The organism is Chryseobacterium bernardetii, from assembly GCF_003815975.1.
Classification (GTDB): Bacteria; Bacteroidota; Bacteroidia; order Flavobacteriales; family Weeksellaceae; genus Chryseobacterium; species Chryseobacterium bernardetii.
In genome coordinates this window covers 492,602-518,770 of record NZ_CP033932.1, presented here as the reverse complement: position 1 = coordinate 518,770, position 26,169 = coordinate 492,602, and the positions used below count along the sequence as shown (strand labels likewise).

The following is a 26,169-nucleotide window of genomic DNA, read 5'->3' as shown; positions in this document are numbered from 1 at the left end:
AATAAACTCCGAGATATAAGAGAGAAAGTAATCTTTCAATCTTTAATCTTTTAATCAAAAATAAAATTATGTCAAATAAAAATAAATCAAGTAGATTTAATAAAATAACCATCGGTTTAGCTTCACCGGAGTCTATTTTACAAGACTCAAGAGGAGAGGTTTTAAAACCGGAAACTATTAACTACAGAACTCACAAGCCTGAAAGAGACGGGCTATTCTGTGAGAAAATCTTTGGTCCTGTAAAGGATTACGAATGTGCTTGTGGTAAATACAAGAGAATTCGTTACAAAGGGATCGTTTGTGACCGTTGTGGAGTAGAAGTTACTGAGAAAAAAGTAAGAAGAGAGAGAATCGGGCACATCAACCTTGTAGTTCCAATTGCACACATCTGGTATTTCCGTTCATTACCAAACAAAATCGGATACCTTCTTGGAATTCCTTCTAAGAAATTAGATATGATCATCTACTATGAAAGATATGTAGTGATTCAACAAGGTATTGCTAAGAAATTAGACGGTTCTGATTTCGAGAACATGGAATTCCTTACAGAAGAAGAGTACCTTGATATCATGGAAACTCTTCCTATTGAGAACCAATATCTTGATGATTCTGATCCAAACAAATTCATCGCTAAGATGGGTGCTGAAGCGGTTGAGGAATTGTTAAAGAGAATTGATCTTGATGCATTGTCTTTTGACTTGAGACACAAAGCTCATAATGAAGGATCTAAGCAAAGAAGAACTGAAGCTCTTAAGAGATTGAACGTTGTAGAAGCATTAAGAGGTGCTAATACAAGAATGATCAACAGACCAGAGTGGATGATTATGCGTGTTCTTCCAGTTATCCCACCAGAACTGAGACCATTGGTTCCATTGGATGGAGGGCGTTTCGCAACTTCTGACTTAAATGACCTTTATAGAAGAGTTATCATCAGAAATAACCGTTTGAAGAGATTATTGGAGATTAAAGCTCCTGAAGTAATCCTGAGAAACGAGAAGCGTATGCTTCAGGAATCAGTAGATTCATTATTTGATAACACAAGAAAATCTTCTGCAGTAAAATCTGAATCAAACAGACCATTGAAATCACTTTCTGATTCATTGAAAGGTAAGCAAGGTCGTTTCCGTCAGAACCTATTAGGAAAAAGGGTTGACTACTCTGCACGTTCTGTAATTGTTGTAGGTCCAAACTTACAGCTTCACGAATGTGGTATTCCTAAAGATATGGCAGCTGAGCTTTACAAACCATTCATCATTAGAAAATTAATCGAGAGAGGTATTGTAAAAACAGTAAAATCTGCGAAGAGAATTATCGATAGAAAAGAACCAGTAGTTTATGATATCCTTGAAAACGTGATGAAAGGTCACCCGGTACTATTGAACAGGGCACCTACGCTTCACAGACTTGGTATTCAGGCTTTCCAACCTAAGATGATCGAAGGTAAGGCAATCCAGCTACACCCGTTAGTAACTACGGCCTTCAACGCCGATTTCGATGGTGACCAGATGGCGGTACACTTGCCGTTAGGACCAGAAGCGATCCTTGAAGCTCAGTTATTGATGTTAGGTTCTCAAAACATTTTGAACCCTGCAAACGGTTCTCCAATTACGGTACCATCTCAGGACATGGTTCTTGGTCTTTATTTCATGACTAAAGAATTAAGCTCTACTGATACCATGAAAGTAAAAGGAGAAGGGCTTGCATTCTATTCTCCTGAAGAAGCGGAAATTGCTTACGCAGAAGGAAAAGTTTCCCTAAACGCTAAGGTAAGATGTAAATTACCTGTTAAGGAAAACGGAGAAATCGTAACAAGACTGATCGAAACTACTGTAGGTAGAATCCTGTTCAACCAGATCGTACCTAAACAGGTAGGATATATCAATGAACTTCTTACCAAGAAATCATTGAGAAATGTTATCGGTAAGATCCTTGCTGATACAGATTTCCCTACAACTGTGAAGTTTCTTGATGCAATGAAAGACTTAGGTTACTCAAACGCATTCAAAGGAGGTCTTTCTTTCTCACTTGGGGATATTGTAGTTCCTGTTGAGAAAAAACAGATGATTGCACAATCAATTGAAACTGTAGACGAAATTAGAGCTAACTATAACATGGGTCTAATTACCGATACAGAACGTTATAACCAGGTAATCGACGTTTGGACAAACACTAACGCCGGATTAACTGAAATGATCATGAGCAGAATGAAAACTGACCAAGGTGGTTTCAACTCTGTATACATGATGCTTGATTCTGGGGCGAGGGGTTCTAAGGAACAGATCCGTCAGTTATCAGGGATGAGAGGTTTGATGGCGAAACCGCAGAAAGCTGGTTCTACCGGTGCGGAGATCATCGAAAACCCGATTCTTGCGAACTTTAAAGAAGGACTTTCCATCTTAGAGTACTTTATCTCTACCCACGGTGCCCGTAAAGGTCTTGCGGATACCGCTCTTAAAACTGCCGATGCTGGTTACCTAACCAGAAGATTGGTAGACGTTGCACAGGACGTTATCGTTACAGAAGACGATTGTGGAACTTTAAGAGGAACTGAAGTTACTGCACTTAAGAAAAATGACGAGATCGTTGAAAAAATCTCTGAAAGAATCTTAGGTAGAGTATCTCTTCATAATATCTATGATCCTGAAAGTGATGAATTAATCGCTGAAGCAGATCAGGTAATCACTGAGCAGTTAGCTAAGAGAATTGAAGAAGCAGGATTAGAAGCAGTTGAAGTACGTTCTCCACTTACTTGTGAGGCTAAGAAAGGTATCTGTGCTAAATGTTACGGTAGAAACCTTGCAACTGGTAAGATGATCCACATGGGTGAAGCAGTAGGTGTAATTGCTGCACAGTCAATTGGGGAACCGGGAACTCAGCTTACGTTGAGAACCTTCCACCAAGGGGGTACTGCAGGAAACGTATCAGAAAACCCATCAATCGTTGCAAGAAGAGACGGTATCGTTGAAATGGATGAAGTAAGAACAATTACTTCTGAAGATGAAAACGGTAACACCGCTGAGGTTGTAGTTTCCCGTTCAACGGAATTCAGATTAGTTGCTGATAATGATTCTAGAACTCCATTAATGGTAGCTAACGTACCTTACGGATCTATTCTATCTGTGAAGCCAGGTGATAAAGTGAAGAAAGGGGATACAATCTGTAGATGGGATCCGTATAACGCGGTAATTATTGCTGAAACTTCAGGTAAGGTAGAATACGAGGATATCATCCAGGGTATTTCATTCCAGCTTGAAATTGACGAACAGACAGGATTTGAAGAGAAAGTAATCTCTGAATCCAGAAATAAGAAAGCCGTACCTACCTTGAAGGTGGTAGATTCTAAAGGAGTTGAGCAAAAAGCTTACAACTTACCGGTAGGAGCCCACTTGATGGTAAACGATGGTGAGAAAATTAAGGCTGGTAAAGTCTTAATCAAGATCCCGAGAAAATCTGCAAAAGCAGGGGATATCACCGGAGGTCTTCCGAGAGTTACCGAATTATTCGAAGCAAGAAACCCTTCAAACCCAGCAGTTGTTACTGAAATTGACGGGGTAGTTTCTTACGGAAAAATTAAGAGAGGTAACAGAGAATTGATCGTTGAAGCTAAAACTGGAGAAAGAAAAATTTACTTAGTTAAATTATCTAACCAGATCTTAGTACAGGAGAATGACTTCGTGAGAGCTGGTTCGCCACTTTCTGACGGTTCAATTACTCCAGACGATATCTTAAGAATTAAAGGTCCAACAGCTGTTCAGGAATACTTAGTAAACGAGATCCAGGAAGTTTACCGTCTACAGGGGGTAAAAATCGACGACAAGCACTTCGAAATCATCGTAAGACAGATGATGACAAAAGTATCTATCGTGGATGGAGGTGATACTCAATTCCTTGAAGGAGCTCTTGAGCATAAGTATGACTTCTTGGAAGAAAATAACAGGGTATTCGGTCTTAAAGTAGTAGTAGATGCTGGTGATTCTAAAGAATTTAAACCAGGTCAGATGATTACTGCAAGAGAATTAAGAGACGAAAACTCTAAGTTGAAGCGTGAAGATTTGGCATTGGTAGAAGTAAGAGAAGCTCTTCCAGCTACAGCAACTCCTGTACTGCAAGGTATTACAAGAGCTGCCCTTCAGACTAAGTCATTCATGTCTGCAGCATCATTCCAGGAAACAACTAAAGTTCTTAACGAAGCAGCAGTTGCTGGTAAGATAGACGATCTTAACGGTCTTAAAGAAAATGTAATTGTAGGACACAGAATTCCTGCAGGTACAGGTCTTAAAGAGTATCAGAACGTTATTGTAGGTTCTAAGAAAGAATTCGAAGACCTTAACTAAAATTAATGATTTGAAATTTGGGATTTGAAATTATTTTTATATTTTCACAATCTCAAATTTCGAATTTTAAAAACATAATTTATAACAATGGACAACAATCAAAATCCACAAGACGGAAACATCAACATCGAATTAAACGAAATGGTAGCTGCTGGTATCTATGCTAACTTAGCGCTAGTAAACCACTCTCCATCTGAATTTGTAGTAGACTTTATTCAGTTGATGCCAGGTGTTCAGCAGGCTAAAGTAAGATCAAGAGTAATTCTTGCTCCACTTCACGCTAAAAGAGTATTAAGCGCTCTTCAGCAGAACATCGCTAATTATGAGCAGCAGTTTGGAGAAATCAAAGAAGTTGAGCCTTTCGTATTAGGAGGAAACAACGTACAAGCTTAAGATTTTTTCTTACAATAAATAAGAATGCCCTGGTTTTGCCAGGGCATTTTTTATTTTTATGGTTCTGAATGTATAATTCGTACCAAACAGACAATCCGCTTTGTTACACTTATTCTCTATTGTTGTAATTGTCAAATCAGTTAATTGATTGAAATGCTTTGAATTTATCTTATCTAGATAGATTATTAATTCACAAAACTGTTCTTTTTTATAAATGTTTATATTTTTCGCAATTCTACCATTAATATCTGCTTATAAAATATTTAAAATATAATGGGCTTTTATTTTATTAATATTAAATACAAATTGAATTAATTTAGTTAATAAGGGTTAAAATATTTTACTTTTCTTAATTAAATTTGTAAAAAATTGAAAAGGAATGAAAATTTACCCTATTGCAGCTGCTTTACTTTGCATTAATTTATATGCTCAGCAGCAAAATAAACCGCAGGCTAGCCAGAAGCACTTGCAGGAACTTTATACTAAATATGAAAAAGACATTAAGAAAGCACATAAAAATGCTAAATTAATGGGAACTCCTCCGGATTTATATAACGAGGAGGATTATAAAAGAACCATGGATCCTGTTACGGGAAATGTTAATTTTGAAAAGTTAGCAAAAGTAAATAAGGATATCCTGATGGGGGAGTATAAAGCAACCCAGCCAATGTCTTTTATTAGTGGGGGTCAGGGGGCTGCTGCAGGGAAAATAATCAATGAACCATGGATTGAAAGAGGACCTTATAGTGTAGGAGGAAGAACAAGAGCAATCATGTATGATCCCAATGATGCAACAGGTAAGAGAGTTTTTGCCGGTGGAGTTTCAGGAGGTCTTTGGGTGAATCAGGATCCTTCAGTAAGCACAAATGAATGGCAGCCTTTGAGTACATTCTGGGCTAATACTTCAGTAGTATGCATCACTTCAGATCCCAACAACCCACAGGTATTTTATGTAGGTACGGGAGAATCATCAACCACTGATGTTGTGGGCTCAGGAATCTGGAAAACCACAGATGGTGGGGCTACATGGACTCAGATTTTTACCGTTCCGGTTACTTATTCTTCAAATGGAGTAAGAAATGGAAATTTCTATATCAATGATATTAAAGTAAGAAATAACAACGGTGTTTCAGAAATATATGCCGGGGTAAGCGGTTCTTATGTTGGAATTACATTTAATGACGGATGGCAGGGGCTTAGCCAGGCTGGATTGTACAAATCTGTAGACGGTGGGGCTACCTTTACCAAAAATACTAACCTGTTGGCTATGAATACTACAACAAATGTGGTAAGTACAACAGGATATTCTATTCAGCAAATAGAAATTGCTGCAGATAATTCTATATGGCTTTCCACAAGAAGTTCCCGGTTTACAAATATAGATTCCGGAGGTAGAATTTTTAGATCTACAGATGGAAACACTTTCAATCAGATTTATAATGTTGGAAATACCGGTTCAAGAGTAAACTTCACGCTTTCCAAAACTGATGCTGGCAAAGCTTATGCTTTTATGCAGGGAGCTGGAACTACTGAGCCTATCAGAATTGTAAAAACAACTGATGGAGGAGCTACATGGCAGTCTACTTCAGATGTGCCGCAAGTTATTAAATTACCTACCGCTACAGATGCCAGTATTCCAGCCAATGATTTTACAAGAGGACAGTCTTTTTATGATCTGGTAATCGCTGCAGATCCTCAGAATGATAATACATTGTATATTGGTGGGATTGATCTGTTTAAATCTACAGATGGAGGGGTTAACTGGACCCAGATTTCAAAATGGTCCAATAACAATAATATGGCTACTTTGGCTGTTTCTACGGTACATGCCGATCAGCATGCTATAGTATTTAATCCATTCAACAATTACAGTACCGGCCAAATGATGTTTGGCAATGATGGCGGGATTTTTTTCGCAGCCAATAAAGGAAATATTGGAACAGTTGGGGGAATGGTTGCGAGAAATAGAAGGTATAATGTAACCCAGTTCTACGGAGCGGTACTTAATCCAACAAAAACTCCGGCTGATGAAGAATTTCTGGCAGGAGCTCAGGATAATGGCTCTTGGTGGCTGTATGGTGCGCCTCAAGCTAATAATTTCTTAACTACGCAAGCCGCTACCGGAGGAGACGGAATGTATCCTGAATATGATGATCAGGATAATTATGAAATTTCCAGCTATACCAATAATAATCATTATTTACTGAATAATGGTCCTAATTCACCTTATTTTTTGATCACAACTTCTGCTAACAGGAATACGGGTCATTTCGTAAATGAAATTGCATTGGACAGAAATAATGAGGTTTTCTATTCTTTCCGTTCAGGACTTACGCTTTTCAGAACAGCCGGGCTTAGCAGTACTGCTACAACGTTTACTAATGATCTGGTTACGGTAGGAACAGCCCAGAGTGGTGAACAGATTTCATGGATGAAAGTGTCTCCTTATACAAAAACATCCACTACACTTTTTGTAGGAACTAACCTGGGAAGACTTTTCAAAATTACCAATGCCAATACGACATCGTACACCTCTACTGAATTATCACCTGCTGCTGCAGGAACAATTTCGGATATAGAATTTGGGGCTAATGAGAATGAGATTTTATTAACTTTATCTAATTATAACCAGGTGAGCATATTCTATTCAACGAACGGGGGAACATCATGGCAGAATAAAGAAGGTAATCTGCCGGATATGCCTGTAAGAACTATTCTTAGAAATCCGGATGACCCTAATGAAGTATTGGTAGGTACGGAATTGGGGGTATGGGGAACTGCCAATTTCCTTTCCGGAACACCTACTTGGTCATCAGTAACAGGGAATATCGGGAATGTAAGAGTAACAAACCTGGATTACAGACCTTCTACAAAAACAGTCTTGGTTTCTACTTATGGAAGAGGTGCGTGGACAACCCAAAATACGAATACTCTGGCTACTTCGGAAACTACAAAGGCATCTTTAAGAGCAGCAAACAGGGTATATCCTAATCCATCTAAGGGAATTGCCCGTTTAAGATTTAATAATGCCAATCATAATACTGTAGATATCAGTATATATGATAAAGCTGGAAGGCTTGTATACAGCAAGAAGAATGTAAAATCTGATGAAGAATTCGGTCAGAAAATGCTGCCGGGAACTTATATTTTGAAAGCTGAAGATAAAGGTGAGATTGTATTTAGCGGAAACTTCCTGGTAATTGGACGTACCGGAGGTGATGAGGATTAAAAAATGAATAATCCATTATTATTAATATTATTTTGGGTACTGGCTTCCTGTGGAATGCCAGTATCCAACTTTCAGGATAAATCAGTTTCTGTACTTTCTGCTGAAAAAACAGAATGGTCTGGCGGAAGAGCTGGAGTAAAAGGAATTATTTATACTGTAAAGTTGAAGGCAAAAAAAGATATTATTATAAAATCCCTTCTGGCAGAAGGAAGTAAAATTCCATTCAGCCAGAATACTGCAGGGAATATCATTGTAGTACAGGGCAACCTGCAGTATAAAAATAATAATGCAAATATTGAAGATTTACCTTCAGGAGCACCTGTAGAAAATGCCAGAAACAAAGCTGATCTTAAAGAAAGTTGGGTGGAGTATACATTGAAAAGTTCTGGTAAATCTTACAAAATCAGTATCCCGAAGTTCATTTTAGTAGAAACCCAGGAGGAATTAGCTCCTTAAAATCTTGTTTGTTTTTTGAACAGAAAACTATTTTTTATCTTTTTATGCATCCCGGTAATCATGTTATTTAATAATATGGCTTACACGGTTGTTTCTCACGTAAAAAGAAAAATATATGAACACACACAGTACCATATTACCCGGCATCCTTTAAAGAAATCAAAAACTGTATGCTTTACAGAAGAAGATCTTATAAAAGCGGAATGGAAAGAAGACAAAGAGTTTGTACTTAACGGATTTTCTTATGATGTAGTTCAGGTGAGCAGGATTAATGGGAAAAAACTTTTTTTCTGTTACCTTGATAAGAAAGATATTATCATCAATTCACTAGTAGACCTTTCAAAGAAATTAACCGTTAAAAAAAGAAATCTTAGAACTCAGATTGATCTGCCAGGGCTTAGGAAAGATCTGCTTAAAACATCCCGGTTTACCATTCTTGTTGGAAAAGAATTTCCTCTTTTTTTAATACTGGATATAAACACAATACCCAATCACTACTACCTATCAGAAAGTACTCATTATTTATCCATTAGTATTCCGCCTCCGGAGTTTCGCTTTGCTTAAGTGAATATAATATTAATGATAACTAATTTTTAAATAATGAAAAAATATATATGCATAGCAGCAATGTTAGGTTGCGCTATAGCTCATGCTCAGCAGATACAGGAAGGATCAATTGATGAAGTTAATATCCTTGGCAGAAAGAAAATAAAACAGGAACGCGCAGAATTCAAAAGACATGCACAATCTGTAGAAACGCTCTCTGAAGAAGATCTTAATAGGAATAACCCAGCTGCAATCGACCAAACGCTGTCTACTATGCCAGGGCTTCAGGTGGATAAGAGAACCAATTTTGGTGGGCAGAGACTTGTTCTTAGGGGATATGGAAACGATCAGAAGTTCAATAACTGGGGAGTGAAAGCTTACTGGAATAATATGCCGTTAACCAATGCTGAAGGAGTAACCGTTCTGGATGATGTTGATTTTGCCTATGTTACCAATGTAGAAGTTATTAAAGGTCCTGCAGCAACAATGTATGGAGGTGGAGTTGGAGGAGCTGTGCGCTTTTATACCCGTCCTGACTTTACAAAAGGAGCATCCATCTCAGAAAATGCAATGTTCGGGGCATTTAAAACATTCCAGTCAAGAACACAACTGAATGTTGCAGATGAAAATTATTCAGTAAGTGCAGCATACGGGCATCTTGAAACTGACGGATACAGACCTAATGGTGGTGGACTAAAGAATTTCTTTAATGTGAACGGTACTGTTAAGCTTGGTAAAAAAGACCAGTTAAGTTTCTTTGCAAGCCAGGCCTATTCTTATGAACATACCTCAGGACAGATTTCATACAATGATTATTACGCAGGTATTGATAATGGAAATCCAGCCTATATCCGTAAAAATTCCGGAACAAAAATAAAGTCAACAAGAGTGGGACTTAGCAATATGGTAAGCCTTACATCTAATTTAAGAAACTATACCACTCTGTTTTATTACAATGGAAATACAGAAAGTGTTTCTGCCGGTGCATATGGTGTTACAAGTTCTCCAAATGTGGGTTTACGTTCTACATTTACATTAAAGAATGAATTTAAAGATTTTGAAAACCGTTTGGATTTCGGTTTAGAAGTTCAGAATTCTGTTTCCACTACGTCAAGCTACCGTTTTACCGGTTCGGAAACAAACCCTTTGCAGACAACCGGAATGGCAGGAGCTTCCTATTTTAAGTATAACAATAATCAGTCAACTTATTTTGCAATTGATTATCTTACTTATAAACCCTGGGGACTTACCTTACTTGCGGGGTTAAGCGCAAACAGAACGAATTATGATAGAAAAGATCTGTATGCATTCCCAGATTTGGTTCCTGGGCACAAAGATCAATCATTTGAGAAAAAGTTTGATGTAGCGTATACACCTCATTTTGCACTCCAGAAAGAATGGAAACATCAGATCTTTAATCTAAGTTATAGTGAAGGGTATAATTCTCCTACAGCAACTTCATCATATATCACAGGGACCAATACTATGAATGACGATTTAAAACCTGAACGTGCAAGAATGGTAGATTTCAGTGTACATGGGCTTTTAATGAACACAAAGCTGGATTACCGTATTTCAGCATTCAGGATAGATTATTCGGATAAACTTACACAATTGTTAATCCCTGGAAATATGGCTAATCAAACATATTGGGCAAATACCGGAAGCCAGAAAAATACCGGGCTTGAAGTAAGTGTAGGGTATCAGTACAGATCAGAAAATTCGTTTATTGAAAGAGTGGTGCCGTTTGTTAACCTTTCTTATTATGATACAAAGTATAAAGACTTTTCAGTTTATGATCCTAAATATATAGACCCCGTTACAGGAAAGGTTGTAGGAAAATTAATGGTATATGATCATAAAACTGTGGTGGGAGTTCCCAGGAATAAATATGCAGTTGGTCTGGATATCTATACAAAACCGGGATTCTATCTTATTAATACATACAATTACCTAGGTAATGTGTATGCGGATTTCAACAATGCTAATCTTGTAAAAGGGTTTGGGTTGTTGAATTCAAAGCTGGGTTTTAAAAAAACCTTTAATAAATTGGATGTGGATGTTTATGTGATGGGAAACAATCTTACCAATCAGATCAACTATACTTTTTTATTCTTAGGAAATAGTATCAATGATTCCGATGCAGGAAGTGGTTATGCTAAAGGTGTAGCTACAGATGTAAATCCGGGGCCAAACACTTCTTATTTCTTTTATGGTGTAAACCTGAAATACAGATTCTAATCCTAAAATATAGATTATTACAAAACTGTTTCATTTATGGAACAGTTTTTTTTTGTTACGTATTATTAATATAGTGAATTATTTTAAGGCAAATCTTTATACAAAGAGAGTTTGATGTAGATTTTATTTATTGATAATTGATTTATTTTATTTTTTATTAAATAATTGGTGCTGTTTTATATATTTGTTTCAAAATATTGACAGAAATAGGTATGAACAATCAATTTATTATCCAGAAATTCGGGTTCTTGGGAAACGACTTTTTGGATGAGTTTCAGAAGAATGCTGTTGTAGCAGATATAAAATCAAAGACTGAAATTGTGAGAGAAGGGCAGAAAAATAAGTATGTCCCGTTTTTAATCAAAGGATCTATAAAAGTTTTCACTTTGAATGATGGGAGAGAGCTTATCTATTATTATATTAAAGAAAGTGACAGTTGCCTGATGACGTTTTCATCTATTTTTACAGATTACATAAGCAGGGTATATGCTGTTGCAGAGGAAGATTCAGAAGCATTGTTAATTCCTGTTTCTATTATGCATGATTGGCTGCTGAGGTTTCCGGAGATCAATAAATTATTTTATCGTGAATATGACAAGCGCTTTTCAGAGATAATGAGTATGGTAAACGATGCCGTTTTTCATCGTCTTGATAAAAGAGTTCTTAATTATATCAAACAACAGGTATCTGCTACAGGACATAATCCTATAAAAATCACACACAGGGAAATTGCCAATAATCTAGGAACTTCCAGAGAAGTTGTAAGCAGGGTTTTGAAAAAAATTGAAAATGAAGGTGACATCTTACAAACCAAAGCAGGAATAAAAGTGATTATACATGAAAATTTTGGAATAGAATAATTTACATTTTCCCAAAAGATTATATCTGTTATTGATAAAAAGAATTCGCTCGGTGACTTTTATCACCTATTTTTGAATTGAGAACTCAATAAGTTTGTCATATCGTAATTTAATTCAAATAGTATATGACAAAAACCCTTTTATTTTTGTCGGTATTTGCATCAGGTCTTGCCTTTGGTCAGGAGGATCTGCTGAAAGATATTGACACTGTTAAAACCAATACCGAAACTTCACAACCTGCCTTTAAAGCCCTTCAGATCGCAACAGGACAATCTACAAAACTGGCCTCTAAAAAAGAATGGTATATCGTGGTTGCCCATAGATTCGGGGATGTAAGCGCAGGATTTAAAGATTTTTTCGGCCTTGACCATGCTTCAACCAAATTGGGAGTTATTTACGGTATTTCAGATGCAGTATCTGTGAGCCTATCCAGAGAAACTAATATGAAGACGTTTGAAGGAGCAGTTAAATACAGACTTGTAAGGCAAAATGAAAATTTTCCGGTTGATATTGTGGGGTATAATGTAATGGCTGCCAATACGGAGCTTAAGAAAGATACCTATCCTCATCTGAAATTCAGTGACAGGCTTTCATACCTTACCCAGGCACTGATCTCAAGACGATTTAATGATAAACTTTCCTTACAGCTTACTCCTTCTTTTGTTCATAAAAATCTATACGAACCCAAGATTGAAAATAAAAACCAGTTTCTTGCAGGTTTGGGAGGGCGTTATAAGATCTCAAAACGGGTTTCCTTAAATGCAGAATATTTTGTGAACTTTGATGATCACAGTTTTTATAAAAACCCACTGTCATTAGGGGTAGATATAGAAACCGGAGGGCATGTCTTCCAACTTTTACTTACAAACTCCCAGATAAATTCAGATATAGGATATCTTACCAATGCTACAGGATCATGGGGAAAAGGGCATATTTTCTTTGGGTTTAATCTTTATAGAGTTTTTTAATATGAAAAAGCTAACATCATTACTGATACTGTCGTCTGCAATCATTCTGACAGCTTGTGACAGCAGAACTTTCGAAGAAATTTCTGATAATACACCCGTAACAGCAACTGTAAAATATACGGCAGATGTAAAACCTATTGTAGACAACAGTTGTATAGGCTGCCATTCTGCGGGGAGTTTTAAACCGCTGGTTACTTATGATCAGGTAAAAAATAATATAGAAGGAATTCTGGACCGTATCCAAAGACCAAATGGAGATCCCGGCAAAATGCCTCAGGGAGGATCTTTATCTTCAGCCCAGATCAACATTTTTATTAAGTGGAAAGCAGACGGATTGAATGAAAATTAAAAAAAGTGATATGAAAAAATTAGCATTATTAAGCATATTACTGCTTTCTGCAGGATATGTTTCAGCACAAAAATATAGCTCTAAAACAGGAAAAGTAAGTTTTGAAGCTTCTGTTCCCCTGTTTGATGATATTTTTGCTCAGGATGACAATAATATTGTGATTTTAAATGCAGATAGTGGTGAAATGGCATCAGTCTCAACAGTTAAAAACTTTCATTTTAAAACCAAATTAATGGAAGAACACTTCAACGAGAGCTATGCAGAATCTGCAAAATACCCTAAAACAACTTTCAAAGGAAAGATTGTCAATTTTGATAAAACGAAGCTTTCTGCCAGCCCACAGAAATATACAGTTCAGGGAACTCTTAATTTTCATGGAGTAGATAAGGCCGTTACTTCAGCTGCCACATTGTATGCCAAAGACGGTAAAATATATATGCAGGGTAAGTTTGCAGCAAGACCGGCAGACTATAAAGTTACCATCCCTAAAATGGTGACCAAAAAGGTTGCTGAAAATGTAAATATCGAATACAACTATGTAATGGTAAAACAATGAAAAATATAATCTTATTGTTAGGACTATTCCTGGGCTCATTGTTATCTGCCCAGGAAAAAGTCAAATCAATATTTGATATTGCCAGAAGCGGAACAGTTGCTGAAGTACAGGAATTGATGAAGCAGAATCCGGATGTCATTAATCAGGTGAATGAAAATGGTTTTTCACCTTTGATTTTAGCATGCTATCGGGGCAATATTGAAGTAGCCAAATTTTTGATAGATAATGTGAAAGACATTAATTATAAAAGTCAGCAAGGAACAGCCTTATCAGGACTTTCTGTAAAGTATAATAAAGATCTGGTAGTGTATTTGTTAAATAAGAAGGCCAATCCAAATATTGCAGATGAAACAGGAGCTACTCCACTGTTTTGGGCTGTGAAATTTGGTAATAAAGAGTTAGCTGAATTATTACTCAAAAATAAAGCAGATAAGTCTATCAAAGATTCACAAGGTATGACTCCTTTTGAATATGCTTTGCAAACCAATAATAAAGATATTATCAACCTTTTAAAAAATTAAATATGAAAAGAATTGTATTTTTTCTTTCTCTGTTAGTAGGTGTTTCAAGCTTTTCACAGCAAAAATCTACAGGTGATATGACATTGTCAGGTAATGGCATGATTGCAAATTTTACTTTAGACAACACAACTTCTAAAGTTACACTGGTTTTGAAAGGTCCGTCAGACAGGTGGTTTGGATTTGGAATAGGAGTAGATCAAGGTTTTAGTATGTCTGCGGGAGATGCTTTGGTTTATACAACACAAACTACACCTGCACTTACAGACAGGAATTTCAGTGGAATTATGCAGCCTCCGGTTGATGCAACTCAGAACTGGACTATTGTAAGCGATAATGTGAATGCCGGAATAAGAACTTTAACATTAACCAGAGATCTTACAAATTCTGATACGAATGATTATCAACTCCCATATTCTACTACAAATACAATTAATATTGCAGGGGTAAGACCAGGTTCTGCTACTTTTAATGTAGCGAGTGGGCATGGCGGAGTTGCAGGTTATGCGACGGGTACATTTGCATCTGTTTTAGGGACTAACGATCTGGCTATTGAAAGTAAAAAAGTAGTTCTTTACCCTAACCCTGCTAAAGCAACAGTAAGTTTCAAAAACTTTGATAAAATAAAGTCTGTTGATATCTACGACGCAGCCGGCAGAAAGGTAAAATCAGTAAAACCTGAAAGCGAAAGCATGAGTGTTGAAGATTTAAGACCAGGAAATTACTATATTGAAATCCTGCTTAAAGATGGAAACCTGTCTTATGAAAAGCTAATCAAAGAATAAAAAAACACACCTAAATATCTTTTTTAAAAACGGATACCTCTGATCTTTTAGGGGTATCATTTTTTTTCTTAAACCAGCTCTGCTTTAAAATTTATATATTTGTGTGAATCTTGGTCCTTAACAAAAGGCAGTTTTTTTAGCCTTATAACATTTTTACAGCCAATGGAATTTAAAACCTTAGCCAATGTTGAAATAGATGAACTTTTAGCCATATTTAACCTTTCTTTTTCCGATTATATCGTTCCCTTTCATCTTACAAAAGAAGTACTTGCCGCAAAAATTAATGCTGAAAAATTAGATATGAATATTTCAGTGGGTGCTTTTGAAGAAGGAAAATTAGTGAGTTTCATCCTTCAATCCGAAAAGCAGGAGAACGGGAAGAAAATTATTTACAATGGCGGAACCGGTGTTGTGCCGGAAAGCAGAGGAAAAGGGCTTGTAAGGAAAATGTATGACTTTATCATTCCTGTTTTAAAAGAAAGAGGAGCGGATGTATTGCTGCTTGAAGTGATTCAGGGAAATACTGCAGCAATCAGGGCTTATGAAAATTTAGGCTTTACCATCATTAGAAAATTGCTTTGTTTTAAAGGAAATATCAATTCAGGGCTGGAAAACTCTATGATTACCATAAAAGAAATGAAGGACCTTCAATGGGAGAATCTCCGTACTTTTTGGGATATTGAACCGTCATGGCAGGGATCTGTTTATGTATTGAATCCTATGCCGGAAATGTATAAGACTTTGGGAGCTTATTCGGATGAAAAGCTGGTAGGATATATCATTTACAATCCTGGTGCAAGCAAAGTGCTTCAGATTGCTGTACACACAGATTATAGACAACAGGGAATAGGTTCTGCACTATTTGCTGCTATTGCTGATGGACAGCCTGTCGCGATTAATAATGTTGATGATACGTCTAAAGAGACAGACGCATTTCTGGATAAAAAAATAGGGCTTCAAAATTGGTTATCCCAGTTTGAAATGATACGTAACATTTAAGCGGTTTTTATTTCCATTTAAAAATAAAAGGTTTTTAATATACTTTTAACCTCTTAAACTTTTCAGGGAGCAGTAGAGAATGTAACTTTGCTGAAAATTTTTAAATAATGAAGCGAGGAATATATTTTTTACTGCTCTTTTTTTCCTTAACAGTTTTTGCCCAACAGGGAGCTATAGACACTGCCCAAGTAGTAGTGCCAGGTCGGCTGAACAGTCTGGAAGCCCAGTCTAAACCATATGTTATCATGATCTCCACCGATGGTTTTCGTTATGATTATGCTAAAAAATACAATGCTGAAAATCTGTTGAAACTTTCTGATAGCGGAGTAAAAGCAGAAGCTATGATTCCAAGCTACCCGAGTATTACTTTTCCTAATCATTGGAGCCTTATCACCGGGCTTTACCCTTCTCATCACGGTTTGATCGATAATTTTTTCTACGATTATAAGAGAAAAGAAAATTACGCGATGAGCAATAAAAAAAATGCAGAAGACGGAAGCTGGTACGGCGGAATTCCTCTTTGGGGATTAGCTGAAAAGCAGGGAATGGTATCTGCATCTCTAATGTGGGTAGGATCTGCCAGTGATGCGGGAGGAATGAGACCTACCTACTATTATCCTTATCATGAAAAATTTACACCATCCGAAAAAGTAGAAAAAGTTGTGAACTGGCTTAAACTTCCGGAAGATAAAAGACCACATTTCATATCATTATACTTTCCGGAGGTGGATGGGAGCGGTCACCACTTTGGCCCGGATACCAAAGAAACGGAAGCTGCTGTTCACCTGATTGATCAGGCTATTGGAGATCTTGTTCAGAAAGTAAATGATTTAGGATTAAAGAATGTCAATTTTGTTTTTGTTTCAGACCACGGAATGATTAAGGTTGATGGAGGAACTCCTTTGGAAATTCCGGCTCTTCTTTTTGATAAAAACAGATTTGATTTTTATAATTCCCAGACCCTTCTAAGAGTATATGTGAAGAACCCGGATGAGGTAAAAAAAGTTTATAAAGAATTAAAAGCTCAGAAAACTGACGATTATGAAGTTTATTTAGATAAGAAATTACCAAAATATCTTCACTTCGCTACAAGAGATGATAAATATAACAGAATAGGGCAGATTCTTCTTCTTCCCAAAGCTCCGAAAATATTTCTTGAAAAAGGAAAGAAAACTTCTGTAGGGAAACATGGGTATAATCCCAAGGCTGTCCCTGAAATGAAGGCAACTTTTTACGCTTGGGGACCAGAGTTCAAAAATAATATGGAAATCGGTGAATTTACCAATATCAATGTTTATCCTCTAGTTGCTGAGGTTTTAGGATTAAAAATTGAACAGCCTATTGATGGAAAACTTAAGATTTTAGGAAAGATCTTAAAAGAAAAGAAATAAATAGCTAACAAACCGCAAGACGCTCAATCTTGCGGTTTTTTTATAAACTTTCATAAACAGTTTCGGCGCACCAAAGGTGCGCCGAAACTGTTTATGTTATGGTAAACTTTGAAATTCAATATGTAAATATTAATTAAAAATATAAATATAGATTAGATTATTGATAGTTTTTGTTTCAATTTTTTATCACTGCTATATTATTTTTTTTATATCTTTAAAAGTGAATTATTTTGGATTTTATGAAAATTTTTACCAGTATAATAATATTGTTGTTGATTTGTTGTAAACCCTCTGTTAAAACAGGTTTTGTAAGTAATGAAATGGAAAATAAATATTCCAGAAAACTAAGCCCTGATAACAGGTTTATTCTCTTTTATCAGTTCGAAGATAACCCTCTAGACCCCGGAAGGTGGCTTACCTATTATGTAACAGAAGCCAAAACAAATATTCTTAAAAAAAATGAAACAAGAATTCTTGCAGACTCCATTTATTGGAGATCAGATAATGTTCTTGTTATAATACCTTATCGTAAAGTGATGAAAACGGAAATAGAAGTAGATGATAAGGAAAATGATAATAAAATTTTAATACCTATAAAATAACTACACATGAAAAAAAACTACATCAGAAATGGGGCAATTGTAATAAGCGCTGTTTTTTTATTGAATGCATGTCAGCATTTCAATACACAGGCAGACACAAGCCGCCCACCGTCGTCAAATACTGACGGAATAGGTAGGCAGAAAGAAAAAGAATCAACTGAACTGGATAAGATTAAAGTTTCAGATGATAAAAAAGTTTATGCTCAGGTACAGAAAGAGCAAAATCTGAAAAAGATACTTGCTTATAATGACCCGAAGTTTAATAAAATTTTTGAAAATCTTGGTGATGGAGCTGAAGAAACTCAGCTAAGAAAGGAGTTGCTGATGAACATGGCGAAACCTGGAGAAATGGTTATGGGGCATCGTGCTGATAAAAAATTGAGGGAGCAGGAAACAGGGGTGAAAGAGAAAAAAGGAATTGAAGAAATGGCAGAGTACAGACGTAAGATCACAATGCCGATTGGTACTAATAAAATGCTCTATGAAGATGGAAATTTGTTGAAGGAATATGACAAAGCGCTTAACAGTGCGACTCTTAAACAAGCTAAGCAGAAGTCTGCAATTGCTGCTAAAAACGGCACCTATTCCATTAATAATGTAGTGTTTACAGAGAGAGGTCCTAATAATATTCCCGGGAGAGACAGGAGCATTGTAGTTTCACCTCAGAATCCTAACAAATGGTATGTAGGATCAGTGGGAGGAGGAGTCTGGATTACTGATAATGCCGGAACAACATGGAAAAATACTACAGATTTTGCAGTTCCTAACTTGGCGACTTCTACAATTGCTATCTCTGCACAAAATCCGAATGTTGTTTATGCAGGAACAGGAGAGCCATTTGGTAATTTAGATAAGATTACAGGAACAGGTCTTATAAAATCTACAGATGCAGGAGAACACTGGACTAGATTATTGAACACTGCCGCTTTTGGTGATGTAGGAAGATTATTGGTAAACCCTGCCAATGCAAACCACCTGTTGGCGGCTACTTCAAAAGGAATCTATGTAACCCAGGATGGCGGAACTACCTGGAACCAGACCTTTACAGGGTCAATGGTAAGTGGAACGAATTATGTTTCTACTCAGGATATTGTTGCAACCAGCGATTTCAGTGCAATATATGCTTCTGTTAATACTTTAGGAGTTCTTAAATCTGCAGATGGCGGGGCAACCTGGACAAAAGTATTTGATGCACTGGCTCTGAACAAAGCAATAAAAAGAATAGAGATCGCTGTATCTCCTGTTAATCAGAATAAAATTTATCTGAGCTGCCAGGAAGGTACTACTACAGGAATATATATGTCTGCCAACGCAGGAACCAACTTTCAGGCTCTGACTTATAAGACCGGGAACAGTAAAGAAATCCTTGGAGATCAGGGATGGTATGATAATGCTATTGCAGCCCATCCGTTTAATGAAAATATTATTTACGTAGGTGGAGTTTCTGTTGCAAAGGTTACAGTAGATACTACGGATAACTCATATAATGTACTTTCCATAGCAAGTGGGTATAATACTTCCTACCTTAATACGTCTGTTCATCCTGACCAGCATGGCATAGTTTGCCAGGTTGATCCGGCAAACCCTGCACAATTCAGATTATTATTGACAAATGACGGTGGGGTATATTCCACACAATATAAAACAAACCCGGGAGAAACCCAGGGAGATTGGAGTAGCCCTGTAACAGGACTTAATACCACACAGTTCTACGGTGCAGACAAAAAGAACGGAGCAGATGCTTATGTTACTGGGGCTCAGGATAACGGATCATCAGCTACCATTACAGCTCCGTCTTCAAGTACTTCTAACTACTTATCCTTATTGGGAGGGGATGGCTTTGAAGCCCTTTGGAACTATAATAAGCCTAATGAAATGATATTTGGGTCACAGTATAATAACTTTGTAAGAACAGAGCAGGGAGTAAATCTTAACGGTCGTTTTACAGCCAGAAACGCAGATTATGGATCGGCATTGTCTCCATTCTATTCAAAATTAGCTAATGCCAATAACAACCCTGATGTTATATTTACAGTATCCTCTAAAGGAGTTTGGAAATCTCCTGATTTCGGTAGGACGTGGGGCTTAACAACCTTTACAGTCGCAAACAATGGAACCTGGCTTGGAGGAGATTCATATGCAACCGTTAAAGTATCTGTAGCAAACCCTGATGTAGTCTGGGCTGGATCTGCTGTTTCAGGAGGAACAGGAACAGCTTATAAGATCAACGTTTCAAAAGATAACGGAACTACCTTTACCAAAACAACAGGTAGCATGCCAACAACAGGTAGCTACTATATCAGTGGAATAGCAGCATCAAATACAACGGAATCCAGAGCTTATGTGCTTTTCTCTGTAGCCGGCCAGCCAAAGGTGGTTAAAACCAATGATTTTGGTGCAACATGGACAGATATTTCCGGGTATAGTGCAGGATCTGTTTCCACAGGCTTCCCGAATGTCCCGGTACATAGTTTAATTGAAATGCCATTTGATGACAAAATTCTTTGGGCTGGAACTGATATTGGAATATTTGAAACAGTAGATAGTGGTGCAACATGGTCTCTTGTAACTACTATGCCTCCGGTTTCTATCTGGAACATGAAAATTGTGAATGACCAGGTAGTTCTGGCGACCCATGGTAGAGGAGTATGGACAGCTACTATTCCTGAGCTGGCAACCTACGTGCTTCCGGAATACGTAGCACGCCCAATTATAAAGAGTGCTAATCAGGTAGCCATTCATGATATGAAAGCTAAGGCTGTCTTTAATTATACAAATTCACAAATCACGAGTCTGAAGGTATATGTTGATAATACTTATGTTTCAACAATTTCCAGCACTCAGCCCAATACAGATTATACATTTACCACTACTTCAACTTTAACAGAAGGGGTTCACTCAATTTCGGTTACAGGGGTATATTCTAACGGAACAAAGGAAACAATCAAGGATACGAAATCTTTTGATATTATTAACTTTAATAGCGGTGCCGCTGCTATTAATGTTCCTGCCTTTACCAGCAATGATGTATATATTGGAGCCGGTAAATTTGTAGTAGATAATGTGTCAAATAAATTTACTTATAATGTGTTGAATAATGTTGGACATCCATATGCCAGCAATACAACCTATCAGACTTATATGAAAACTCCGGTGATTGTAGGACCAGCTTCCGCAATGACAATGAGACATATGGCTCTTACTGAAGCACAATATGATTATGCTTATGTAGAAGGATCTAAAGATCTTGTGAATTGGACAACAATGGGTGTTTATGACGAAGCTTCATTCAGTAACTGGAACAATGGAGGAGCAGCTCTTCCGGCGGCTAGTGTGAATGAAACATTATTCCAGAACAGTTCTTTAAATTTAGGAGCATTTGCCCCTGGGGATGAAATTGCAGTGAGACTTCGTTTAACCAGTGATCCGGAGGTTACTTCTTATGGATGGCTTATTAAATCTATAGTTCCTACCTCTTCTCTTGGAGTGAAAGATATTGTGAAATCAGAAGAAGGAATCAGATTGGTGCCTAACCCGGCAGATGACGTTACAGGCATTATGCTTCCTGCCAATAATAAAGGCGGTGTGGATGTTTATGTGTATGATGCTTCCGGAAGACAGGTAATGTCTCTGAAACAGCAGAAAGGGCCAAAAATAGTTATGGATGTTAAAGGTCTTACAAAAGGTCTTTATCTGGTACTTGTAAAAACAGGAACAGAAAACAAAGCACTGAAATTAATTAAGAACTAATTTATTACCCTTATTTTATTAACAGGTGGCTTTAAGGGCTGCCTGTTATGAACAGAAATAAGAATAAAAAGACTCACCAGCCAGGTGAGTCTTTTTATTTTTTTTCCAACAATTTTAAATTTAAAACTGGGCTGCAAACTCTTTAGCGAAGTCCTCCAGTTTAATATTTCCGGTAACAGGAGAATGGTGTTCAATAAAATCTTTTTGCACGGTTCCTGTTTTCATTCCCAACCCCATTTCAACATATAATTCGGCCATATCCTGTGGTAAACCGGCCTGTAGCATTCCGTTTAAAGAGTCTTCATCTGAGAATTCCACCCACGGAAGTGCGGGTTTTTCAATAGAAGCACCCAATACCTTGGCAAAATCAGAAGCTTTTCGGGAATCGCTTACAATATACCGGATATTTTTACCCGTTTCATTTTTCACCAGTTCTTCGGCTGCTGCCTGGGCAATATCTGCCGGATGTACCACTGGAATTTCCGTGTTTTCAGGATAATTTCCACCCATAATTCCTGCATTTTTAATCAGTGGAATATCATTGAAGAAATTAGTGTAAAAATAGCCTGCCCTTAGAAAAGTAAATGAGGTGTTTTCAATTTCCTGGTAAAGCTTTTCAATGTGATGAAGACCTTTGATAGGCCCGTTTTCTACTGGCGATCCCGCTCCAACACTGCTTAGCATTACCGCTCTTTTAACTCCTGTATTTTGTAATGCTTCTGCATAATTTTTTCCCGCATTGATGGTGTTCTGAACAATATTTTCGGTGCTGATGGCAGGAGGCGTCATAACGAACACGGCATCTGCTCCGTTAAACGTTTGGGTTAAGAAGTCAACATCAGTAATAGATCCGATTGCAGGTTTTGCTCCTAAAGATTCAATATCATGTTTCCTTTCTTCATTGCTGCTGATAACAGTGATGTCATGCCCTTGTTCTACCAATTGCTTTGTTAGAGGTCTGGCAACGTTTCCTAATGATCCTGTGATGATAATTTTCATATGTAAATTTTTATTGAGTTGTAATAACTGTATGTAATGTTTTGATAGTTATTGTATTATATGAATTAATCAAATAGCGGCGATTTTATCATAAATACTTTTATATATCCTGTGACAAAGTTATATTTGTACTTACTTTTATACAAGTACTTACCCTAAAGTATGTAACTATGACAGCTATTAAAGAAAGTTCAACCATTCAGGAGAATAAAAAGGTCGTACAGGATTGTCCGGTAATGTATGTCATGGAAAGAATTGGTGGATTCTGGAAACCCATTATCCTTTTTAATCTTTCCACAGGAGAAAAAAGATACAGTGAATTGAAAAAAGCAATTCCTGCAGTTACAGAAAAAATGTTGATTCAGCATTTGAAGCAGCTTGAAGCAGACGGTTTGATTATAAGAACAGCAAAACCAGTAGTGCCACCACATGTTACCTATAAACTGAGTGAAGCCGGCAATGAACTGGCTCCTGTTATTGATGCAATGGCAGCATGGGCTTTTCACGATATGGAAAGGAATGATAACAAATATGCTGATGGAAACAGATATAGGATTAATAAAAATCAGAATGGCTTTGGTGAAAACCTTAAACAATAAAAAAGAGGTTCTTCAAATGAAAAACCTCTTTGAGTATATCTTATAGAAAAATTATAACGATTGCATATCAATTACGAAGCGGTATCTTACATCACTTTTCAGCATTCTCTCATATGCTTCATTAATCTCCTGCATTTTGATGATTTCAATTTCTGAAACAATATTATGTTCTCCACAGAAATCTAATAATTCCTGGGTTTCCGCAATACCCCCGATGACAGATCCTGCTACAGATTTTCTGCCAAGAATCATAGGAACTGTATTTAAAATAGGTTCAAGGCCTCCTAAATAGCCTACAAGAACATGCGTTCCACTGATATTTAAAGTCGTAACATAAGGATTTACGTCGTGTACATATGGAACTGTATCAATAATCACATCAAATTTTCCTTTTACAGATTTCATTTGCTCTTCGTCCGTAGAAATAATAACATGATCGGCTCCTAGCTTTCTGGCATCTTCAGTTTTCCCGGGAGTTCTTGAAAATAAAGTTACTTCCGCCCCTAAACCTTTTGCAAGTTTAATAGCCATATGTCCTAATCCGCCTAAACCAACAACCGCTACTTTAGAATCTGGACCTACATTCCAGTGTCTCAAAGGCGACCATGTTGTAATTCCTGCGCAAAGAAGAGGTGCTACAGCAGCGAGATCAAGATTTTCAGGAACCTTTAGTACATGATGAGAATCTACCACTACTTTTTGGGAATAGCCTCCAAAAGTATGGCCTCCTGAATGCTTATCTTTTCCATTATAAGTCCCGGTGAACCCGTTTTCACAATATTGCTCAAGATCATGCTGGCAGCTGTTGCAATGCCCGCAAGAATCTACGATACATCCTACACCCGCAAGATCGCCTACTTTAAATTTAGATACTTCACTTCCTACTTTTGTAATTCTCCCTACAATTTCATGTCCTGGAACAGCAGGGTAGATGGTTCCGCCCCAGTCGTTTCTTGCTGTATGAAGATCAGAGTGGCATACTCCGCAATAGAGAATCTCAATTTCTACATCTTTGGGAGTAACCTCTCTTCTTTCAATATTCATTTCTTTCAGATCTGCTGTGGTAGATTCTGCTCCATAAGCTTTTACTGTAAATGTGTTCATTTGATTATGTATTTTTATTTGAATTAATAAATTGATGTTACAGGTCCATCTGTTCAAATTTCCGTAACGGTACAAAATTCGAAACTTTCCGGTAAACTGAGCTTATACAGATTACCGAATTACTTACCAATTTTACATACACGGTATCTGTTATGCCAGAAAATTGGTAATTTTGAACTCTAAAATATACTGCATGGAAAATCAGGAGATTGAAATCTATAACAGTGTTTCAGAATATAATAAAATGGCCAATCATGAAACATTACATCCTTTGGTTAATGTGATTGATTTTTCCCAGTCAGATCCCATTTGTCAGTACAGGAGGAAATTTGGCTTTTATACCGTTTTCCTGAAAGATGTAATGTGCGGAGACATGCAGTATGGAAAACATAGCTATGATTATCAGGAAGGGACATTGGTTTTTATTGCGCCCGGGCAGACTTATGGAATTTACAATCAGGGAAAATCTGTTCAGCCGGCAGGTTTTGCTTTAATTTTTCATCCTGACCTTTTAAAAGGAACTCATCTTGGGAAAAATATAAAAGACTATAATTTCTTTTCCTACGATGTGCATGAAGCCTTACACCTTTCAGAAAAGGAAAGGGAGATTATTCTGGATTGCTTCAACAATATAAAACATGAGCTTGAACAGCCAATTGATAAACACAGTAAATCATTAATTGTAAATAATATTGAACTGTTCCTCAATTACTGCATGCGTTTTTATGACCGTCAGTTTATCACCAGGGACCATATTAATCAGGGAGTGATCGGGAAATTTGAAAACCTTGTTGATGAGTATTTAAAATCTGATAACCTTAAAAATATAGGGTTTCCTATGGTGAATTATTTTGCAGAAAAACTCAATCTTTCAGCCAATTATTTCGGAGACCTTATTAAAAAAGAATTAGGAATTTCCCCACAGGAATTTATCCACAATAAACTCATAGATATAGCCAAAGAACAAATTTTAAATCAGGGAAAATCAATTAGCGAAATTTCTTATGATCTTGGCTTTAAATATCCACAGCATTTTACAAGATTATTCAAAACCAAAGTAGGGGTTTCCCCAAGTGAATACAAGAATTTGAATTGAGCTTAAACACAAATGTTACAAATAATTTATTTGTAGGAATTAGAGTGTTCATAAGTGTTTAATTAACAACATAAATTTTCTATTCTCAAAAAACAGAACTATCTTTAAGCTAAAGATTTCACAGTTTAAAAAAATGAACTCACAGCATAGAGAAACGGTGGTTCTCAATACCAAATTCGGAACAATTACAGCATTTAAAGAAAACGGGATCATCAGGGCAAAAAGTATTCGGTATGCCCGTTCAGAAAGATTTCAAAAACCTGTTCCTGTAGATCATTTTATTTTTGACAGCAGGTTTAAGGATAAAACTTCGGTTTGCCCTGCTCTCCGAAGTCTCCCGACTTTGGAGAACTTTTATAAAAATGCTTATTTATTGGCTCAAAGTCTCCAGACT

Annotated in this window: 20 protein-coding genes; 18 read left to right on the top strand and 2 right to left on the bottom strand. The window is 36.8% G+C overall.

Annotated elements, in window-relative coordinates:
- Positions 1–68 precede the first annotated feature (68 nt).
- The 16 genes from rpoC to EG339_RS02280 all read left to right on the top strand — a co-directional run bounded on the left by rpoC (position 69) and on the right by EG339_RS02280 (position 21,977).
- Positions 69–4,334, top strand: a complete 4,266-nt coding sequence (gene rpoC, locus EG339_RS02355; protein ID WP_123868701.1) for a DNA-directed RNA polymerase subunit beta' — start codon at positions 69–71, stop codon at positions 4,332–4,334.
- Positions 4,335–4,421: 87 nt separating this feature from the next.
- A complete protein-coding gene (locus EG339_RS02350; RefSeq protein WP_027375539.1) occupies positions 4,422–4,727 on the top strand; it encodes a DUF3467 domain-containing protein in 306 nt (101 codons plus the stop codon).
- 379 nt (positions 4,728–5,106) lie between these two features.
- Positions 5,107–7,956 (top strand): T9SS type A sorting domain-containing protein, encoded by a 2,850-nt coding sequence (locus tag EG339_RS02345; RefSeq protein ID WP_123868700.1) that lies wholly within the window; start codon positions 5,107–5,109, stop codon positions 7,954–7,956.
- Positions 7,957–7,959: 3 nt separating this feature from the next.
- Positions 7,960–8,412, top strand: a complete 453-nt coding sequence (locus tag EG339_RS02340) for a hypothetical protein (RefSeq protein ID WP_123868699.1) — start codon at positions 7,960–7,962, stop codon at positions 8,410–8,412.
- A gap of 75 nt (positions 8,413–8,487) precedes the next feature.
- Positions 8,488–8,976, top strand: a complete 489-nt coding sequence (locus tag EG339_RS02335) for a hypothetical protein (RefSeq protein WP_123868698.1) — start codon at positions 8,488–8,490, stop codon at positions 8,974–8,976.
- Between the two features lie 36 nt (positions 8,977–9,012).
- Positions 9,013–11,199, top strand: coding sequence for a TonB-dependent receptor (locus EG339_RS02330; protein ID WP_123868697.1), 2,187 nt, complete (start codon positions 9,013–9,015; stop codon positions 11,197–11,199).
- Between the two features lie 212 nt (positions 11,200–11,411).
- Positions 11,412–12,059, top strand: coding sequence for a Crp/Fnr family transcriptional regulator (locus tag EG339_RS02325; protein ID WP_123868696.1), 648 nt, complete (start codon positions 11,412–11,414; stop codon positions 12,057–12,059).
- 125 nt (positions 12,060–12,184) lie between these two features.
- Positions 12,185–13,027 (top strand): DUF5777 family beta-barrel protein, encoded by an 843-nt coding sequence (locus tag EG339_RS02320; RefSeq protein ID WP_123868695.1) that lies wholly within the window; start codon positions 12,185–12,187, stop codon positions 13,025–13,027.
- 1 nt (position 13,028) lies between these two features.
- Positions 13,029–13,376, top strand: coding sequence for a hypothetical protein (locus tag EG339_RS02315; protein ID WP_225716699.1), 348 nt, complete (start codon positions 13,029–13,031; stop codon positions 13,374–13,376).
- A gap of 10 nt (positions 13,377–13,386) precedes the next feature.
- Positions 13,387–13,932: a YceI family protein gene (locus EG339_RS02310; protein ID WP_123868693.1), complete on the top strand. Its 546-nt coding sequence runs from the start codon at positions 13,387–13,389 to the stop codon at positions 13,930–13,932.
- Positions 13,929–14,453 carry an ankyrin repeat domain-containing protein gene (locus tag EG339_RS02305; RefSeq protein ID WP_123868692.1) on the top strand — a complete coding sequence of 175 codons (525 nt, stop codon included), beginning with the start codon at positions 13,929–13,931 and terminating at the stop codon, positions 14,451–14,453. Before EG339_RS02310 ends, EG339_RS02305 begins: the two co-directional genes overlap by 4 nt.
- 2 nt (positions 14,454–14,455) lie before the next feature.
- Positions 14,456–15,235 carry a T9SS type A sorting domain-containing protein gene (locus EG339_RS02300; RefSeq protein WP_123868691.1) on the top strand — a complete coding sequence of 260 codons (780 nt, stop codon included), beginning with the start codon at positions 14,456–14,458 and terminating at the stop codon, positions 15,233–15,235.
- Between the two features lie 162 nt (positions 15,236–15,397).
- Positions 15,398–16,234 carry a GNAT family N-acetyltransferase gene (locus EG339_RS02295; RefSeq protein ID WP_123868690.1) on the top strand — a complete coding sequence of 279 codons (837 nt, stop codon included), beginning with the start codon at positions 15,398–15,400 and terminating at the stop codon, positions 16,232–16,234.
- A 107-nt stretch (positions 16,235–16,341) separates the two neighbouring features.
- The gene (locus EG339_RS02290) at positions 16,342–17,625 is read left to right on the top strand and encodes an alkaline phosphatase family protein (protein ID WP_123868689.1); all 1,284 of its coding nucleotides are present in this window, start codon (positions 16,342–16,344) and stop codon (positions 17,623–17,625) included.
- Positions 17,626–17,945: 320 nt separating this feature from the next.
- Positions 17,946–18,227: a hypothetical protein gene (locus tag EG339_RS02285; RefSeq protein WP_123868688.1), complete on the top strand. Its 282-nt coding sequence runs from the start codon at positions 17,946–17,948 to the stop codon at positions 18,225–18,227.
- A 6-nt stretch (positions 18,228–18,233) separates the two neighbouring features.
- A complete protein-coding gene (locus EG339_RS02280; RefSeq protein ID WP_123868687.1) occupies positions 18,234–21,977 on the top strand; it encodes a WD40/YVTN/BNR-like repeat-containing protein in 3,744 nt (1,247 codons plus the stop codon).
- 120 nt (positions 21,978–22,097) lie between these two features.
- Here EG339_RS02280 and EG339_RS02275 read toward each other — a convergent pair whose 3' ends face one another.
- Positions 22,098–22,976, bottom strand: coding sequence for an NAD(P)H-binding protein (locus tag EG339_RS02275; protein WP_123868686.1), 879 nt, complete (start codon positions 22,974–22,976; stop codon positions 22,098–22,100).
- A 170-nt stretch (positions 22,977–23,146) separates the two neighbouring features.
- Between EG339_RS02275 and EG339_RS02270 the strand changes: the two genes are divergently transcribed.
- A complete protein-coding gene (locus tag EG339_RS02270) occupies positions 23,147–23,575 on the top strand; it encodes a winged helix-turn-helix transcriptional regulator (RefSeq protein WP_123868685.1) in 429 nt (142 codons plus the stop codon).
- 51 nt (positions 23,576–23,626) lie between these two features.
- Here EG339_RS02270 and EG339_RS02265 read toward each other — a convergent pair whose 3' ends face one another.
- On the bottom strand, positions 23,627–24,679 hold the full coding sequence (locus EG339_RS02265; protein WP_123868684.1) for an NAD(P)-dependent alcohol dehydrogenase: 1,053 nt from the start codon (positions 24,677–24,679) through the stop codon (positions 23,627–23,629).
- 193 nt (positions 24,680–24,872) lie between these two features.
- Between EG339_RS02265 and EG339_RS02260 the strand changes: the two genes are divergently transcribed.
- A complete protein-coding gene (locus tag EG339_RS02260) occupies positions 24,873–25,775 on the top strand; it encodes a helix-turn-helix domain-containing protein (RefSeq protein WP_123868683.1) in 903 nt (300 codons plus the stop codon).
- Positions 25,776–26,169: the final 394 nt, after the last annotated feature.